The 15,076-nt window shown below is 66.4% G+C and carries 10 protein-coding genes and 1 pseudogene; 7 read left to right on the top strand and 4 right to left on the bottom strand.

What is annotated here, in order from left to right; all coding sequences use genetic code 11:
* Position 1: 1 nt before the first annotated feature.
* Both A5634_RS17855 and A5634_RS17850 read left to right on the top strand, forming a co-directional pair.
* The gene (locus A5634_RS17855; RefSeq protein WP_065145363.1) at positions 2-436 is read left to right on the top strand and encodes a hypothetical protein; all 435 of its coding nucleotides are present in this window, start codon (positions 2-4) and stop codon (positions 434-436) included.
* Between the two features lie 210 nt (positions 437-646).
* Complete coding sequence (locus A5634_RS17850; RefSeq protein WP_065145362.1) at positions 647-2,047, top strand: PPE family protein, SVP subgroup; 1,401 nt, start codon at positions 647-649, stop codon at positions 2,045-2,047.
* A 22-nt stretch (positions 2,048-2,069) separates the two neighbouring features.
* On the opposite strand, the gene A5634_RS17845 is transcribed toward A5634_RS17850, so the two are convergent.
* Positions 2,070-2,714, bottom strand: a complete 645-nt coding sequence (locus tag A5634_RS17845) for a cutinase family protein (RefSeq protein ID WP_065145361.1) — start codon at positions 2,712-2,714, stop codon at positions 2,070-2,072.
* 91 nt (positions 2,715-2,805) lie between these two features.
* On the opposite strand from A5634_RS17845, the gene A5634_RS17840 reads away from it, so the two are divergent.
* The 3 genes from A5634_RS17840 to hrpA are packed head-to-tail and all read left to right on the top strand — an operon-like array spanning position 2,806 to position 8,975.
* The gene (locus A5634_RS17840) at positions 2,806-4,635 is read left to right on the top strand and encodes an adenylate/guanylate cyclase domain-containing protein (RefSeq protein ID WP_172831731.1); all 1,830 of its coding nucleotides are present in this window, start codon (positions 2,806-2,808) and stop codon (positions 4,633-4,635) included.
* Between the two features lie 27 nt (positions 4,636-4,662).
* The gene (locus A5634_RS29560) at positions 4,663-4,983 is read left to right on the top strand and encodes a hypothetical protein (RefSeq protein WP_081290508.1); all 321 of its coding nucleotides are present in this window, start codon (positions 4,663-4,665) and stop codon (positions 4,981-4,983) included.
* A gap of 47 nt (positions 4,984-5,030) precedes the next feature.
* On the top strand, positions 5,031-8,975 hold the full coding sequence (hrpA, locus tag A5634_RS17835) for an ATP-dependent RNA helicase HrpA (RefSeq protein ID WP_172831730.1): 3,945 nt from the start codon (positions 5,031-5,033) through the stop codon (positions 8,973-8,975).
* A gap of 170 nt (positions 8,976-9,145) precedes the next feature.
* Here the strand turns inward: hrpA and A5634_RS17830 are convergent, their stop codons facing one another.
* Positions 9,146-10,213, bottom strand: coding sequence for a YihY/virulence factor BrkB family protein (locus tag A5634_RS17830; protein ID WP_065145359.1), 1,068 nt, complete (start codon positions 10,211-10,213; stop codon positions 9,146-9,148).
* Between the two features lie 97 nt (positions 10,214-10,310).
* On the opposite strand from A5634_RS17830, the gene zwf reads away from it, so the two are divergent.
* The gene (zwf, locus tag A5634_RS17825) at positions 10,311-11,816 is read left to right on the top strand and encodes a glucose-6-phosphate dehydrogenase (RefSeq protein ID WP_065145382.1); all 1,506 of its coding nucleotides are present in this window, start codon (positions 10,311-10,313) and stop codon (positions 11,814-11,816) included.
* Here zwf and A5634_RS17820 read toward each other — a convergent pair whose 3' ends face one another.
* Positions 11,817-12,725, bottom strand: coding sequence for a class I SAM-dependent methyltransferase (locus tag A5634_RS17820; RefSeq protein WP_065145358.1), 909 nt, complete (start codon positions 12,723-12,725; stop codon positions 11,817-11,819).
* A gap of 98 nt (positions 12,726-12,823) precedes the next feature.
* Between A5634_RS17820 and A5634_RS17815 the strand changes: the two genes are divergently transcribed.
* Positions 12,824-13,705, top strand: a complete 882-nt coding sequence (locus A5634_RS17815) for an HpcH/HpaI aldolase/citrate lyase family protein (protein ID WP_065145357.1) — start codon at positions 12,824-12,826, stop codon at positions 13,703-13,705.
* 21 nt (positions 13,706-13,726) lie between these two features.
* Here the strand turns inward: A5634_RS17815 and A5634_RS29980 are convergent.
* Positions 13,727-15,076, bottom strand: a pseudogene (locus A5634_RS29980) (PE family protein); the annotation flags it as partial.

Here is a 15,076-nt window from a genome sequence, read left to right as displayed (position 1 = left end):
TATGACCCAGACAGTCACCGTCGTCCGTCATATCGACTGCCCGCTTGAAGCGAGCGGCGCCTTCGTCACCGACCCCCATCGCCTATTTCCCAAGATGTCCATCTTCAGCCGCTGCTGCTTCGTCAAATCACGGGATGACGGCGAACTCTGGGATGTCTACATGGACAGCGGGACCATTCAGCTCGGCGGTCGAGTGCTGATCACGCCACCGCGGGGCAGCCTGCTGAAGTGGCGGTCGGTCCAAGGAACCCGGCATACCTTCGCAGCACTCGTCGAACCCGAGGACGACGGCAGCCGGCTGACCCTGACCTTGACGTTCTCGACCACCGGGCTCGGCCTGGCACGACTCAGCGAATGGCTGGGGCGGGGGCTGGTGTCGCGAAACCTGGAGGCCGCGGCCGAGGAAATCCGGCATCACCTGGAGTTCGAGAGGTAGCTGGAAACGTCGCTGCATGGCGCCCGCCTTGCGCTGACGAGTTGCAGTCCCGGGCCACATGTGTGCTTTATTGGTAACGGCTGTGCGAACAACCAGGAAAGTTGCTGTTGTTCTGGCGTAACACTGCGAGGCCGGAGTGTCGTACCGACTCGTAGGCGAGCGACACTGAGCGCCGCCCGCAGCCGACCCACACGATCGGAGGATGCCGCCATGGACTTCGCGTTGTTGCCGCCGGAAGTCAACTCGGCGTTGATGTATGCCGGCCCCGGCGCCGGATCGTTGGTGGCTGCCGCCACGGCGTGGAACGAGATCGCCACCGAACTGTATGCGGCCGCAAGCTCCTACCAATCGGTGATCGCGGCACTGACCGCCGGACCGTGGATAGGTCCGGCGTCCGCATCGATGGCTGCCGCGGCCGCCCCGTACCTGACCTGGCTGCGCATTACCGCCATTCAGGCCGAACACACCGCTGATCAGGCCACGGCCGCGGCCGTCGCATACGAGACGGCGTTTGCCGCGACCGTGCCGCCGCCGGTGGTCGCCGCCAACCGCAGCCTGCTGATGACGTTGGTGGCAACGAACTTCTTCGGCCAGAACACGCCGTTGATCGCCCTTACCGAAACCCAGTACGCCGACATGTGGGCTCAAGACACCGCGGCCATGCTGAGCTACGCGGGCGCATCGTCGGCGGCCACCACCTTGGTCCCGTTCAGCGAACCGTCTTCCAGCACGGACTCGAGCGGCCTACCAGCGCAAGCCGCGGCCGTCAGCCAGGCCAGCGGTACCGCAGCGGGCCAGGCACAGAGCGCCGTGACGTCGGCGCAGCAAGCGTTGTCCGCCATACCCAACGCGCTGTCCGGACTCGCGGCACCCGCCGCGGCGGTCGATGGCACCTCGCTGCTGGACGCGCTGGACTTTTTCGGCGACATCAGTGGCATCTTCGTCGACCCCGGCATCGGCACCGCGGGCCTCACCGTCGACGGCGTACTTGCCGGCGTGGCTCTGCCCTACGACATCAACGGCTACTTCGTCGGTGTGCACACCGACGACATCGTCAGTGGCTGGGCCGGGTTGGAGCCTTGGCCGGGCACGGGTTCGGCGCCTGCGACTTCTTTCCCGGTGGTCACCACCGTCGGCGCACCGGTGTCGGCGAGCCTCGGCGAGGCCAGAGCGATCGGCGCGTTGACGGTGCCGCAGGGCTGGACCACTGCGGCTCCCGCGGTGCGGCTGACCGCGCTGACGATGCCCGCCGCCAGCGTGGGTGCAGCGGCCGAGGCAGGCAGCGCCGGAGCCTTGTTCAGCCAGATGGCCCTGGCCGGGATGGCCGGGCGAGCGATGGCCGGCACCGCCGGTACCGGAGGTGGCGCCGGTCCCCGGGTCCGGGAGCGGGCCGGTGTGGCAAAGCGGGGAACCGAGACTTCGGCGACAGCGACGGCCGAGGCGACCGACGAGACCCAAAAGACCGAGGGCACGGCGCCGCCGCCCGTGCTGTCCGGCGGCCCGATCACCAGCATCGCGGCGGAGTTGCGTGAACTGGCATCGCTACGCGACGCAGGCATTCTGACCGAAGAAGAATTCTCCGAACAGAAGCAACGCCTGCTTCCGCGCTGACGCTGCTTGCCGACGCGGTCGGCTACTTGATCCGGTTGGCGGCGAACGTCGCCGCCTGGGCCGTCATCCCGTTTTCGATGTAGGTCACGTGCGCCATGATGTTCCCGCCGCCAGTGCAGATCGGGTCGTCGGTTGCGCACTGGCTGATCAGCTTGCCTGCGTAGGCCGGGCTGAGCGTCGGCAGCGGGCCGCCACCCCACAGCGCGGTAGAGAATGCGCTGGACGGCTCACCGAAGTAGGCGACCGCGGCGACGTGGTCGGCAACCGCGGCCGGCATCTGCGTGCTGGCCAGGTTGATCACGGTTGCCCCCTGCGAGTAGCCGCCCAACACGATTTTGGTGCTGGGGCAGCTGGCCACCGTTCCCTGGATGTGTGCGCTCGCGTCGTCGGCGCCGCTCGGCGCGCTGGTGTGATAGTCGTCATTCGCGGGGTAGTTGACCGCGTAGACCTCGACGGAGCGTCCGGCGATCTGGGTGGTCAGCAAGTCGACGAACGACTGGCCCACGTTGCCCAGGCCCGGCTCTTGATGGGTGCCGCGGGCGAAGACGATGGAGACGTCGGAGCACGGGTCAGCGTCGGCGGTCGGGGCGGCGATAGGCACGCTCCATAGGGCCCATGCCGAGAAGACAAAGACGCTAAAGATGCGGGCAAGGCTGCGGGCAGTCATGTGCAGATCCTGGCATATCGGCTGCGACGTCGTTGTCGGCGGTCCAAAAGCCACAGCTCAGAGGGCCCGCCAAGGACTACAGTTCCAATCGATGCGTCGCGTGTGGACCTGGACCTTCGACCTGCCGCCAGATCAACTCTGGCCGCTGCTGGCCGACACCAACAGGTTCAACGAGGCTCTCGGCCTGCCGCCGTACACCCTCGACGAGACGCCGCAATCCAACGGGACGATTCTGCGCCGTGGCCGGGGCAAGGCCGCCGGCTTCGCGCTGGAGTGGGAGGAAAAGCCGTACGAGTGGGTCGCGGGGCGGCACTTCAGCCAGTCTCGGGTGTTCAGCAAGGGCCCGTTTAGCCGGTTCGGCCCGGTCTTCGACATCAAGCCGGACGGCAAGGGTGGCTCGCAGGTCACCTACGCGCTCGAATGGGAGCCGCTGACCCTGGCGGGCCGCGTGTTCGGCGCCCGGTTGGCGGCTCAGGCGGGGGAGAACGTAGGCAGACGCATCGTGGAGGCAGTCTCCTTCCTCCGCGGCGACGAGCCCGAGCGGCGGACGCCGTTCGTCCTGGCCGAACCAAAACTGCCCCAGGGCGCCCGCGAACGGGCCACCGCGATGGCCCGCGAAATCGACCGCAGCCCTTACGGGAACGGTCTCGGCGAGGATCTTGCCGATTTGGTGCTGCACGGCATGGCGGCCGATCTCACTCGAGTTCGGTCCAAGGCACTGGCCGGCGACCTCGGCGTGCCCCCACGCACGGCAACCGAGGCGTGTCTAGCCGGCGTGCGGGCCGGGCTGCTCGACATGAAATGGGATTTGTTGTGCCCCAACTGTCGTGGCGCCAAGGTCAGCGTGGCCACGCTCGCCGATCTGCCGCATGGCGCGCACTGTTCGTCGTGCAACATCGACTACGACCGCGATTTCGAGCGCAATGTCGAGTTGACGTTTGCGCCAGCACCGACGGTGCGGCCCTTGCCGGGTGGCAGTTTCTGTCTGTCCGGCCCGCTGGCGACACAGCACGTCGTCGTACAGGTCTTGCTCGGCCCGGGGGAGCGGCGCAGCGTGGCGGTCGACTTACCGTCCGGTGCCTATCGGGTGCGCACGCTGCACCCGGGCGGGGTCGTCGACATCGACTACGAGTCGGGAGATTTTCCCGGCGTGCGTACTACAGAGTCGGGTGTGCAGATCCGGGCGGATCTGACCGACGAGCCGGGCACCGTCACGTTCGTCAACGACGCCGGCTTCGAACTGGCGGCTTTGATCGAGCAGCGGACATGGACACGCCAGACCCTGACCGCACCGGAAGTGATCTCGCTGCAGGCATTTCGCGATTTGTTCGCCGAGGCGACCCTGCGGCCCGGCGACGACGCGGGCGTAAGTCAGGTCGCGCTGCTGTTCACCGACCTGCGGGGATCGACCGCACTATATGAGCGAGTCGGTGACGCCACCGCCTACAACCTGGTGCGCGACCATTTCACGCTGCTCGCGACGATCGTGCGCGAGCATGACGGCGCCGTGGTGAAAACGATTGGCGACGCGGTGATGGCGTCGTTCGACGATCCCGCGCAAGCGGTGCGCGCGGCGTTGGCCATGCAGGCCGGTATCGCGTCGTCGGCGCATGGAGCCGAGGACCTGGTCCTCAAGATCGGCGTCCACGCCGGCCCCAGCGTCGTCGTGACGCTCAACGACCGTCTCGATTACTTCGGTTCGACGGTAAACATGGCGGCCCGCCTGCAGGGGCAGAGCGCCGGCGAGGACATCGTGCTGTCCCGGGCCGTCGCCGCCGATCCCGCGGTACAGGAAATCGTGGGTGCCTTGCCGAAGCGGGAAGAGACCGTCGCGCTCAAAGGTTTCACCGAACCCGTAGGTTTCCTGCGCCTATTGAGTTTGGGGCGTGCCGGCGCAGGGCAAGACATAGCAGTGCCGTAGAGGTTTGCTAGATCAGGGTGGTGTGCCATGTGGTCAATCGTTTGCCGGGTCATCTTCGCCGCCGCCATGGCGTTCGCCCCGATGGCGGTCGTGACGTTAGTTTCGCCGGCGGTGAGTTCTGCACAATGCGAGGGCAACGAGTGGTGGGATCCCACGGGAAAGGTCTGCCGCCCGTTGGGCGTCGGGCCGCAACCGCTCGCGTGCGACGCGGGCCAATGGTGGGATCCGACAGCCAACGTATGCCGCCCGTTGGGCGTGGGGCCACAACCTCTCGACTGCGAAAACGGCTGGTGGTGGGATCCGGGCGCTAACGTGTGCCGACCGCCGGTGGTACCGCCGAACGGGTAGCCGAGGCACCCGTATCGGCCGGATGCGCGGCATGAACGCCCATTATCGTGTCGCGAGTGGCCGAATCGTCCGTCGGATCCTCTAGAGCGGAGCTGCGCCGCCGCCTGGACAACCTGACGATCCGCGATGCTGCCCGGCTGCGCCGACGGTTGCAGAACGTTCGCGGGGCGAACCCACAGAAGTTGCAGCAACTCGTTAATCAGATCGCCGCCGCGGAATCGGTGGTCGAAGCCCGGCAGGCCGGCGTCCCGACCATCAGCTACCCCGACCTGCCGATCAGTGCCCGCCAGCAAGAGATCTCCGAGGCGATCGCAGCGCATCAGGTGGTTGTCGTCGCCGGCGCAACCGGCTCGGGCAAAACCACCCAACTACCCAAGATCTGTTTAGATCTCGGCCGAGGCATTCGCGGCATCATCGGTCACACTCAGCCGCGCCGGTTGGCCGCCCGCACCGTCGCACAGCGCATCGCCGACGAGCTGCACAGCCCCCTCGGCGAGACGGTTGGCTACTCCGTCCGGTTCAACGACCAGGTCAGCGAGCGCACTCTGGTCAAGCTGATGACCGATGGCATCCTGCTTGCCGAGATCCAGCGCGACCGCCGCCTACTGCGCTACGACACGCTGATTCTGGACGAGGCCCACGAACGCAGCCTCAACATCGACTTCCTGTTGGGCTACCTGCGCGAGTTGCTGCCGCGCCGTCCCGAACTGAAGCTGATTGTCACCTCGGCGACGATCGAACCGCAGCGCTTTGCCGCGCACTTCGGCGGCGCACCCATCGTGGAGGTTTCCGGACGCACCTACCCGGTGGAGATTCGATACCGGCCGTTGGAAGTGCCGGTGAAGTCCGCCGCCCAGGACGATTCCGCCGATCCGGATGACCCCGATCACGAGATCGTGCGCACCGAGACCCGCGACGAGATCGAGGCCATCGTGGATGCGATCGACGAGTTGGCGACCGAAGCGCCCGGCGACGTGCTGGTGTTCTTATCCGGTGAGCGCGAAATACGCGACACCGCAGAGGCTTTGGGCAAGCTGGCCAGCGGTCCAGTGCCCACCGAAGTGCTGCCGCTGTATGCCCGGTTGCCCACGGCCGAACAGCAGAAGGTGTTCGCGCCCCACATTGGACGTCGCGTGGTGCTGGCAACCAATGTCGCCGAGACGTCGCTGACAGTGCCCGGAATCCGCTATGTCGTCGATCCGGGCAACGCCCGCATTTCGCGGTACAGCCGTCGGTTGAAGGTGCAGCGCTTGCCGATCGAACCGATCTCGCAGGCTTCCGCCGCACAGCGCGCTGGGCGGTGCGGTCGGGTAGCGCCGGGGGTGTGCATTCGCTTGTACGCCGAAGACGATTTCGAGGCGCGGCCCCGCTACACCGAACCGGAGATACTGCGCACCAACCTTGCTTCGGTAATCCTGCAGATGGCGGCGCTGCAGCTCGGCGACATCGAGGAGTTTCCGTTTCTCGATCCGCCGGACCGGCGAAGCATCCGCGACGGCGTGCAACTGCTGCAGGAGCTCGGTGCGTTCGACCAAGGTGGCGCGATCACCGACCTCGGCCGCCGGTTGGCACGACTCCCCGTCGACCCTCGGCTGGGCCGGATGATCCTGCAGGCCGAAACCGAGGGATGCGTGCGCGAAGTGTTGGTGCTGGCGGCTGCGCTGACCATTCCCGATCCGCGCGAGCGACCTAGCGACCGGGAGGAGGCGGCACGCCAGAGCCACGCCCGGTTCGCCGACCAACACTCCGATTTCATCGCCTACCTCAACCTCTGGCGCTACCTACGCGAACAACGTAAAGAGCTATCCGGCAGTGCCTTTCGACGCCTTTGCCGCAAGGAGTTCCTGCATTATCTGCGTATCCGCGAATGGCAGGATCTGGTTGGTCAATTGCGCAGCATCGCCCGCGATTTGGGAGTTGTCGAGTCGGACGAGCCGGCCGATCCGGCCCAAGTTCATGCCGCGCTGCTCGCCGGGTTGCTCTCGCATATCGGCATGCGGCGCGACGACGCGCGTGAGTATTTGGGGGCACGTAATGCGCGGTTCGTGCTCGCGCCAGGTTCGGTGCTCATCAAACGGCCACCGCAATGGGTCGTGGCCGCCGAGCTAGTCGAGACGAGCCGCCTGTATGGGAGGACCGCGGCCCGAATTCAACCGGAGATGGTCGAGCGCGTCGCCGGTGACCTGGTGCAGCGCACCTACAGCGAGCCGCATTGGGATGCCAAGCGCGGCGAGGTGATGGGGTATGAGCGGGTGACTCTGTACGGATTGCCGTTGGTTGCGCGCCGCAGAGTCGGTTACGCCGCGGTCGAGCCGGAGGTTGCGCGGGAACTGTTCATCCGCCATGCCCTGGTCGAGGGCGACTGGCACACCCGGCACCACTTCTTCCGTGACAATGCCCGGCTGCGAACCGAACTCGAGGAGCTGGAGGAGCGGGCCCGCCGTCGTGACCTGGTGATTGGCGAGGACGAGGCGTACGCGTTGTACGACGCCCGAATCCCGGCCGAGGTTGTCTCGGCGCGGCACTTCGACGGATGGTGGAAAAAGCAGCGCCATAAGACTCCGGACCTGTTGACATTCACCCGCGACGACCTGTTGCGTGCCAACAAGACTGATGCAACCGCGGACCGCCCGGACACCTGGCACACGGGGGACGCGGTGCTTCCCCTGACCTATCGGTTCGAACCTGGGGCCAGCGACGACGGGGTCACCGTGCACATCCCCATCGATGTGTTGGCCCGCCTCGGTGGCGACGAATTCGCCTGGCAGGTACCGGCTTTGCGTGAAGAGCTGATTACTGCCCTGATCCGCTCGCTGCCAAAGGAATTGCGGCGCAACTTCGTTCCGGTGCCGGACACGGTGCGGGCGGTGCTGACCGATATCGATTCCGCCAATGAGGCACTGCTGCCGGCGTTGCAGCGCGAATTGCGCCGTCGTACCGGCGTTTTGGTGCCTATCGACGCCTTCAACCTGGACCAGCTGCCGCCACATCTGCGAGTGACGTTCGCCGTCGAGTCCGGTGACGGCACCGAAGTCGCACGTGGCAAGGATCTGCACGCGTTGCAGGAGCGCTTGGCCGCGCCGGCCCGCCGGGCCGTCGCGCACGCGGTTGCCGCGGACCTGGAGCGGACGGGATTGCGCGCCTGGCCCAACGATCTGGCGGAACTGCCGCGTGTCATAGAGCGCACGGTGGACGGGCGCGCGGTGCGCGGTTTCCCCGCCTTCGTCGATGCGGGTACCTCTGTTGACTTGCGCGTGTTCGCCCAACCCGTTGAGCAGGCGAGTGTGATGGGCCCCGGCTTGCGTCGGTTGGTGCGCCTGAATGTGGCCTCTCCGACGAAAGTGGTTGAGCGACAGCTTGACCCGCGAACTCGCTTGACGCTGGGCAGCAACCCAGACGGTTCCCTGTCCGCTCTGCTCGAGGACTGTGCCGATGCCGCAACCGACACGCTCATCCCGCAGCCGGTGTGGACACGCGAGGAATTCGCGGCCTTGCGTACTCGGGTGGCCGAAGCTCTGCCGTCGACGACCGTCGGCCTCATAAGTCGCGTCGAAAAGGTGTTGTCCGCCGCCCGCGAAGTTCAACTGTTGTTGCCTGCTCAACCGGCGGCCGCGCAGTCCGAAGCGATTTCCGACATCCGCGCGCAACTCGACCGGCTGTTGCCGCCGGGATTCGTCACGGACACCGGGCGCGCGCATCTTGACGACCTCACCCGCTATCTGGTCGCGATCCGGCGTCGACTCGAGCGGTTGCCGCACACGATGCAGGCCGACCGGGAGCGAATGCAACGGGTGCACGCGGTGCAGTACGCGTACGACGAACTCGTGCGGATGTTGCCGCGGACGCGCGCCGCAGCGAGCGACGTCCGCGACATTGGCCGCCAGATCGAGGAACTGCGGGTCAGCCTGTGGGCGCAGCAGCTGGGCACCCCCCGTCCGGTCAGCGAGCAGCGCATCTACCGGGCAATTGATGCCGTGGGAGCCCGCGCCTAGTGGCGATCGCAAGCGCGGCCTAGGGCCGGGCGCAGCGGGTCGCCACAGTTGGACCTAGCGGCGATCGCAAGCGCGGCCTAAGGCCGGGCGCAGCGGGTCGCCACAGTTGGACCTAGTGGCGATCGCAAGCGCGGCCTAAGGCCGGGCGCAGCGGGTCGCCACCATTGAACCTAGTCGCGTCGGCCGCGAGTGCGACGCAACCAGCGGCCGCGCTTGATGTCCTTTTCCTGACTGGCCTCGTTCTTCTGCACGCCCCTGACGTCTTTGGGGGGAAGCTGCAATTCGCGTTCGGCGGGAATTCCGGCCTGAAGTTGCCGACCGCGTTCGAGCTCGGCGTCTAGCTCGGCACCGAACAGCAAGGCCACATTGGTGATATAGAGCCACAGCAGGAACACGATGACGCCACCCACCGCGCCATATGTCTTGTCGTAGCTGCTGAAGTTGCTCACGTAGAAACCGAAGCCCACCGAGGCCAGCGCCCACAGCAGGATTGCGACCGCCGCGCCGATGCTCAGCCAACGAAACTTCGGCTGCTGCACATTGGGAGCGACGTAATACAAGATGGCCACCGCCAACGCGACGAACACCAAGATGACCGGCCACTTGACGACGGTCCAGACCGTCTGGGCGGCAGCGCCGAAGCCGATGGCCGCTCCGACGGCATCGGTGACCGGTCCGCTGATCACCAACATCAGGGCCACCGCAGCGACAAGGACGAGCCCGGCAAGCGTGAGTAACAGCTGCAGCGGACGCAGCTTCCACAACGGGCGTCCCTCGACGATTTCGTAGATGCGATTCATCGCTCGGCCGAAGGCGCCCACGTAACCCGAGGCCGACCACAGCGCCGCGAAAATTGAGACCACCAGCGCGACGCCGGCCGAGGGGTTGTTGACCACCTGCTCGATGGGCTGGCGCAACATGTCCAGGGCTGAGGCCGGGACGAGATCACCGGCCACGCCGAGCAGGGCATCGGTGGTGCGCCGGCCCTGACCGAACACGCCCAGTAGCGACACCATGACCAGCAAGGCCGGAAACACCGACAACACCGCATAGTAGGTCAACGCAGCGGCCAGGTCCGTGCACTGGTCGTCGGTGAACTCGTGGGCGGTCTTGCGCAACACGAACAGCCATGACGCCTTCGTCAGGTCGTGCGGAGACGCCGGCTTGCTCGGGTCGTCGGGATCTGGCGCCCGTTTCTTTCCCTCGGTAGCGGCATCGTCAGTTTCGGTGTGGGCCATATAGGTTCGTTCCCGCCGGTCACGGAGTTCACACCGAACCCGCACCGATTCGATACCGACGATGCGCTTTGTGGCCGGCGGTGGAAGTATCGCGAGGGTGGCTACCAAGAAACCGCAGACGATTTCCTACCCGGCGCCAGAAAAGCGTCGGCGCCGTCACGAAGCCGACCCGCTGGACCCACACGTCATCGTCCTCTTCGGCGCGACAGGGGATCTGGCTAAACGAAAGCTGCTGCCCGGTTTGGCTTATCTGGACCAATCCGAACTCGCACCCGACATCCAGATCATCGCGACTTCGCTGGAAGACCTCAGCGACGACGAGTTTCGAGAACTCGCCAAGAAGGCAATCGACTCGTTCGGCACTCACAAGCTCACGCCGGAACAGTGGGCGGATTTCGCCAAGATCGTCACCTACGTCCCACAGGACGCCGGCCCCGAAGCGCTCGCGTCCGCCGTCGCCGAAGCGGAGAAAGCGCTGGGGCCAGAGGCACGGCGACTGCATTACCTGTCCGTCCCGCCGAAGGCCGCGCGCGACGTCATCACCATGCTGCGCGACGCCAAGCTCGTCGAGCGCTCCCGCGTGGTGATGGAGAAGCCGTTTGGTACCGACCTCGAGAGTGCGATCTCGCTCAATGACTTCTTGCACGAAACATTCGAGGAATCCCAGATTTTCCGCATCGATCACTTCTTGGGTAAGGAGGCGGCGCAAAACATCCTGGCGTTCCGGTTTGCCAACGGCCTGTTCGAGCCGATCTGGAACCGCAACTTCATCGACCACATACAAATCGACATCCCCGAGTCCCTGGGACTGGATCAGCGAGCGAATTTCTACGAGGAGACCGGCGCCTACAAGGACATGGTGGTGACCCACCTGTTCCAGGTGATGGCGTTTGTGGTGATGGAACCCCCAACGGCGCTCGAACCGCGTGCCATCAGCGAAGAGAAGAACAAAGTGTTCCGCTCGATGCTGCCGGTCGAGACGGCGAACGTGGTACGCGGCCAGTACGCCGGGTACCGCAAAGAGAAAGGCGTAGCCAAAGATTCCGACACTGAGACGTTCATTGCGCTCAAAGTCGGCATCGACAACTGGCGATGGGCGGGGGTGCCGATCTATCTGCGGACGGGCAAGAAGATGGCCGAAGGCATCCGCGTCATTTCGATCGCTTTCAAAGAAGCACCCAGGACCATGTTCCCGCCGGGATCTGGAGTCGGCACGCAGGGTCCCGATCACCTCACCTTCGATCTCGCGGACAACTCAAAGGTTTCCCTGTCCTTCTACGGCAAGCGCCCGGGGCCCGGGATGAAACTGGACAAGCTGTCCATGCAGTTCTCCACGCAGGAGATCGACTCCGTCGTCGATGTGCTCGAGGCGTACGAGCGGCTCATACTCGACGCCATGCGCGGTGATCACACGTTGTTCAACACCGCCGAGGGCATTGAATCCTTATGGGAGCGTTCGCGAGAACTTCTTGAGGACCCCCCACCGGCGAAGTTGTATCAACCGGGAACCTGGGGGCCCAATGCGATCCATCAGCTGATCGCGCCGAACGCGTGGCGGTTACCGTTCGAACGGGAGTGGCGCGAACGGAAAGACGACTCGTAGTCAGCCCAACTCGGCGACGATATAGCTGACCGTGTCGCGGAATTTGGCAAGGATCTCGTTGTCCGGCACGGTGAATCCGTGGCTGGCGTAGAGGTTATCGGTGGAATGGTGGGTCACCGTCCAACCGGTTGCGCTCAGGTGCTCGGCGGCCTCCCGACGCGCACCGGGCCATACGAGTTCTGCGACGTCGATGTCTAGTCCATGCTTGCGCCATCCGGCTCGCATGGATCGGGCGCGTTCATCGGTGAATATGTTCATGTCGCTGATGTTCTCGGTAGCTAGCCGGCTGCCCGGTGCACTAAGTGCGGTGATGTTGTCCAGCAGCAGGTCTTGGGCCTCCGGGGGCAGGTAGGGGAGTAGGCCCTCGGCGATCCACGCGGTAGGCCCTGTGGTGTCGAACATGTTGTCGCGCAGAGCGTTAGGCCAATCGTCGCGCAGGTCGATACCAACCGGTCGGCGTTCGGCGGTCGGTTCGGCCCCGATCTGGGCCAAAGTGAGGCTCTTGAAGGTGATGACCTCGGGCTGATCAACCTCGAACACCACGGAGCCTTCCGGCCAGGGCAAGCGGTAGGCCCTGGCGTCGAGTCCGGCGGCCAAGATCACCGCCTGTCGGATGCCCGCGGCCGTTGCGTCCTGCAAGAAGTCGTCGAAAAACCTTGTCCGAACCGTCATTTGCTCGCGCCGCTGCTGGAAAGTCATGGGCAGTTCGGCGTCGTCGAGCGGGATCTCGCCGTCGAGCATGCGGGTGAAGAACGGATGGCCGACGGCGCGCACCAACGGCTCTGCGAAGCGGTCGTCGAGGAGTGGATCCGGTTCGCGGGAAGCCAGCGCGCGGGCGGCGGCGACCATGGTCGCGGTGGCGCCCACACTGGAGGCGAGGTCCCAGCTGTCCCCGTCGGTGCGCTCCATACGCTGCTCCCGTTTCGGTCGATGATTGAATGCTTAGGTTGAATGCTTAGCCAGCGTAACCGTACCGCCGGCGGCCTCGAATGAAATGATGGCGCACCATGGCACCGACACTGCGCCCGCGCCGATCTGTTCTCTATCTCCCCGGCAACAAGTCCAGGGCACTGGAAAAGGGGAGAACGCTTCCAGCAGATGTGTTGATATTCGACCTCGAAGATGCCGTCGGACCCGACGCCAAGACCGAGTCGAGGACGACGGTGTGCGAGGCAATCGCATCCGGTGGTTACCACCCCCGCGAGGTCGTGGTGCGCGTCAACGGAGTGGGGACCGAGTGGCACGAGGGAGATTTGGCCGCGGTGGCCAGCTCAACCGCCGACGGGGTTTTGGTGCCGAAAGTTGAGACAGGACAACAGGTTCAGGCTTTGGTCGATGCGCTGGACAGACTCGGCGCTGCGCAGACTTTGCAATTGTGGGTGATGGTTGAGACCCCGAGGGCGTTCCTGCGGGTGGAGGAGGTTGCCTCGGCGAGCGATCGACTGGCCGCGCTGGTGGTGGGTACCAACGATCTGGTGAACGAGTTGCACGGTGTGCACGTGCCCGGTCGGGCGCCGGTGGTGCCGGCGTTGGCGCTGGCCGTGCTGGGAGCCCGGGCTGCCGGTAAGGCGGTCCTGGACGGGGTTTTCAACGACATCGCCGACGACGACGGCTTCCGAGACGAGGCGCGGCAGGGTCGCGAGATGGGTTTCGACGGCAAGACTTTGATCCACCCGTCGCAGATCGACCCGGCCAACGACGTATTCGGGCCATCCGAGAGCGAATTGGCGCATGCTCGCAAGGTCGTCTCGGCCTATGAGGAGGCCGAGGCCGCCGGGAACAGCGTCATCACGGTGGACGGACGAATGATCGAAAGCCTCCACGTGCGCGATGCTCAGCGGGTCCTAGCGCTTGCCGATCTCATCGCCGAATTGGAACTTGGCACTTGATGTTCAGCGGGACCGCTGCGCTTACCCGTGGTGACCAGGTGCGCCCGGGGAACCGCCCGTGCCAGCTGTACCCCCGGCACCGCCCCCGCCGCCCATCGCGGTGCCAGTGATCGCACCCGCTTGACCTCCGTTGCCACCGTTGCCCCCGTTGCTGAGGTCCTCCAGGCCCGCGCCGCCGCGGCCACCGTCACCGCCGATCGCGTTTCCGCCGCCAAAGCTGTGCGCGTCGCCGCCGTCTCCGCCGTTACCGCCTCCGGCGCCACCCGCGCCGCCGACCCCGCCATCCGCGCCGATGGCGTTGCCGCTGCCACTGCTATCCGCGTTCCCTCCGGTGCCGCCGTTGCCCCCGACGCCGCCAGCGCCGCCGGTTCCGCCCGCTCCAGCCCGACCGCCGACGGCGTTGGTGGCCGCGGCGGTGTTTGCGACATAGGCGCGGCCGCCGTTGCCACCGTCCCCGCCGGAACCCACACTGCCCGCGCTGGTGCCGTCCGCACCAGCGCCAGCGATCGCGCCGCCCGTACCCCAACTGGTTGCGTTGCCGCCATTACCGCCGGCCCCGCCGCCGGCGCCGCCGGTCCCGCCGAGCGCGCCGTCCCTACCAATCGCATCCCCGGCGCCGTGATTCTCCGCGTACCCGCCGTTGCCGCCGCTACCACCGATCCCACTGGCACCGCCTGTCCCGCCGACCCCGCCGCGGCCGCCGACGGCATCCCCGGTTGCGAGCTGGCTGTCGACATAAGCCGACCCGCCAGCGCCCCCGTCACCACCGTTACCGACGGTGCCGGTGCCGCCCGTGCCACCGTCACCACCGCTGACGGAACCATTGCTGCCGCCGCTGCCCACGGTGCCGGCAGAGCCCTTGCCACCGGCGCCGCCGTTCCCGCCGGTCGTGCCCGTGCCACCGTTGCCGCCGCGTCCAGCGGTCGGGACGGCCGCATCTTCGCTGCTCTCGACGTGGGCACTCCCGCCGGCACCGCCGTCCCCGCCGGCGCCGTGCGCGCCATCCCCGCCAGTCGCGCCGGCGCCGCCGGTGGCGCTTCCGGTTCCGAGGTTGCGGCCGCTACCGCCACTACCCCCGTCGCCGCCGCCTACTGCGCCACTGCCACCGATCCCGCCGTCGGCACCGATGGCACTTCCGCTTCCGTAATTCAGCGCCTTACCGCCGGCGCCGCCGCTACCGCCTTGGCCTGCGGTACCCAAACCGCCCGACCCACCGGCACCGCCTACTACGTTTCCGTTGCTCGAAGCGACCGCCGCTCCGCCCGCTCCGCCATCGCCGCCGTGCGAGCCAGCCCCGCCGGCCCCGCCGGCGCCACCGTTTCCAATCAGACCGGCGTTACCGCCGGCGCCGCCGGCCTGTCCGGCCGCGCC

The organism is Mycobacterium asiaticum, assembly GCF_001673365.1.
GTDB classification, from domain to species: Bacteria; Actinomycetota; Actinomycetes; order Mycobacteriales; family Mycobacteriaceae; genus Mycobacterium; species Mycobacterium asiaticum_A.
Note: the sequence above shows the minus strand (reverse complement) of the source record. Positions and strands in the feature narration are given on the sequence as shown.

Coding starts and splice junctions, on each gene's coding strand:
- A5634_RS17850 (WP_065145362.1), top strand. CDS start 647: ATGGACTTCGCGTTGTTGCCGCCGGAAGTCAACTCGGCGTTGATGTAT.
- A5634_RS17845 (WP_065145361.1), bottom strand. CDS start 2,714: ATGACTGCCCGCAGCCTTGCCCGCATCTTTAGCGTCTTTGTCTTCTCG.
- A5634_RS17830 (WP_065145359.1), bottom strand. CDS start 10,213: ATGGCCCACACCGAAACTGACGATGCCGCTACCGAGGGAAAGAAACGG.
- A5634_RS17855 (WP_065145363.1), top strand. CDS start 2: ATGACCCAGACAGTCACCGTCGTCCGTCATATCGACTGCCCGCTTGAA.
- A5634_RS17840 (WP_172831731.1), top strand. CDS start 2,806: ATGCGTCGCGTGTGGACCTGGACCTTCGACCTGCCGCCAGATCAACTC.
- A5634_RS29560 (WP_081290508.1), top strand. CDS start 4,663: ATGTGGTCAATCGTTTGCCGGGTCATCTTCGCCGCCGCCATGGCGTTC.
- A5634_RS17815 (WP_065145357.1), top strand. CDS start 12,824: ATGGCACCGACACTGCGCCCGCGCCGATCTGTTCTCTATCTCCCCGGC.
- A5634_RS17820 (WP_065145358.1), bottom strand. CDS start 12,725: ATGGAGCGCACCGACGGGGACAGCTGGGACCTCGCCTCCAGTGTGGGC.